A 2259-nucleotide genomic window follows, 5' to 3' on the forward strand; every position below is an offset into this window, starting at 1 on the left:
AGCAGGTTCTTGGCCATGTCTGGGACGCGATCCATGGGCGGCTTGGGTCCGCCCCCTATATATAGTGAACGCATGCGCAGGGTGGGCGTGTCAAGCTTTGCCTTTCCGGCCACCGGGTCGGCGTTGCATTGGCCGCCGGCCCTGCCTATCATCGACTTGGGTTTCGAAATGGGCGAAACCCCGGCGGCAACGCCGTTTCGCACTGGAAGTGGGGACTTCGTTCAGGTCGGGCAAGTCGCGGATTCCGCGGCTTCGATGGCGTGCCGACGTCTCCCAAAAACAAAGGGAGAAAGTCATGAAAGCCAGGTTTTTGGTGTTCTTTTCGGTATGGGTCCTGATGGCGGGTTTCGCGCCAATCGCGTTCAGCCAGGCCGCCAGCCAGAGCCCGCAGAGCAGCAGCAAGGACGGGTACGGCGTCATCGGCACCCCGGCGGAGGGCAGCAAGTTCTCCAGGATCCAGATCGGCTGGGATCGCCGGCACGTCACCGACGTGATCGGACAGCCCAATGATGAAAAGGTCTACTCGACGGGCAAGGCCTGGATTCCGTTCTATGCCGGTTCCGACATGGCACGCACGGAATTTCATTACAAGGGCGAAGGCCTCCTGACCTTCGGCGGCAATGGCGAGCTGATCCGCATCATCGTCAATCCGAACGAATCCGGATACGTCAACTGAGCCAGGCGCGCCCTCGCCCGGCATCACCGGCGAGGGCGTGTTCCTTCAGGATCGCAATTTCTGCCAGCGCCCGTTCACGGCGGGGCCGACCGCGCCTTCCAGTTCCAGCAACAGCAGCATGGACGACAGCGCCGCGGGCGCCAGGCGGGTGCGTTCGGCCAGTTCATCGAGCGAAGCCGGCGCATCGCCGAGGGCGGCAAGAAGGGAAATGTAGTCGGGGTCCCGGCCGCGATCGTTGCCGTCCGGGGACGGGCCATCCGGGGCTTCGTCAGCTTCGAGACGGGCGCGCAATCCTGCCCCTTGCGCCTGCGCGGCCGGCGCCAGCGCTTCGATTACTTCGGCCGCGGTTTCGACCAGCCGCGCACCGTCCCGGATCAGGCGGTGGCAGCCCTTGGCCAGCGGATTGTGGATGGAACCGGGCAGCGCGAACACCTCGCGGCCCGCTTCCGCGGCCAAGCGTGCCGTGATCAGCGAGCCCGATTGCAAGCCCGCTTCCACTACCAGCGTGCCGAGCGAAAGCCCGGCGATCAGGCGGTTGCGGCGCGGGAAGTGATCGGGGCGCGCTTCGGTGCCGGGCGGAAATTCACTGACGATCGCGCCGCTTTGCTCGATGCGGGCGGCCAAGTCGCGGTGCTTGCGCGGATAGACCAGGTCGGGGCCGGTGCCGATCACGGCGACCGTTTGGCCGCCGGACTCCAGGGCCGCGACGTGCGCCGCGCCGTCGATGCCATCGGCCATGCCGCTGGTGACGACGAGCCCGGCGCGGCTCAAGGTGCGGGCGAAATCGCGGGCGTTGGCCAGGCCTTGTGCGGTCGCGCTGCGGGCGCCGACGATCGCGATCTGCGGGGCAAGCAGCACGGACGGATCGCCGGCGGCGAACAATGCCGCGGGCGGCTGCGGGATGGTTTCGAGTTGCGGCGGGAAGTCGGCCTCGTCGCAACGCAGCAGCCGATGGCCGGGTTGAGCCAGCCACGCCAGATCCGCATCCAGCCGTGCAGTGTCGGGACGGGCGATCCACTCCAGCGCCGCCGATTCGAGACCGGGCAAGCGACGCGCATCGCGGCAAATCGCCCGCGCCGTTCCCACCCGCTGCAACAACGCGCGCAGCCCCGCGCCACCCAGGCCCGGCGCGCGCAGCAAGGTCAGCCAGGCGAGCAGTTCATCATCGTCGGTCATGCCTGCAAGTGTAGGGCCGCCGCAAAGACAAACGGCGCGGTGGGGACCGCGCCGTCGTGTCAGGAACAGCCTACCTTGCGATTACTGCGGTGCTTGCAGCGTGTCGCCGACCTTCACCGGACGAATGCCGTCCATCACCAGTCCGTAGCTCACGTGCGAGAAGGTGCGGAACACCATCAGGTGGCCGACGAATTCGCTGGGCAGCTTCACCTTGGGACCGAATTCGCGCCGAGTGGTGTTGCCCGCGACAAGATCGGTCACGGTGTCACCCGGCTGGTAAATCGCGAACGTGGTGCCGTTGTCCACGCCATCGTCGCTGCCGACGTTCAGTGCCACCACGTCCATCGGACCCTGCACGGAGATGCCGTCGTAACCGTTGGACAACGCCATGATGTAGGCATCGGCCG

General features: G+C 66.6%; 3 protein-coding genes. 1 reads left to right on the forward strand and 2 read right to left on the reverse strand.

Annotated features, from left to right (window positions below):
* The first annotated feature begins 295 nt into the window (after positions 1-295).
* Positions 296-676, forward strand: a complete 381-nt coding sequence (locus V7D69_RS15920; RefSeq protein WP_333606321.1) for a hypothetical protein — start codon at positions 296-298, stop codon at positions 674-676.
* A gap of 45 nt (positions 677-721) precedes the next feature.
* Here V7D69_RS15920 and dprA read toward each other — a convergent pair whose 3' ends face one another.
* On the reverse strand, positions 722-1852 hold the full coding sequence (gene dprA / locus V7D69_RS15925; RefSeq protein WP_333606322.1) for a DNA-processing protein DprA: 1131 nt from the start codon (positions 1850-1852) through the stop codon (positions 722-724).
* An 81-nt stretch (positions 1853-1933) separates the two neighbouring features.
* Positions 1934-2259 (reverse strand): hypothetical protein (locus V7D69_RS15930; protein WP_333606323.1); only part of this gene is annotated, 326 nt, incomplete at its 5' end.

It is taken from the genome of Novosphingobium sp., assembly GCF_036733805.1.
Lineage (GTDB): Bacteria > Pseudomonadota > Alphaproteobacteria > Sphingomonadales > Sphingomonadaceae > Novosphingobium.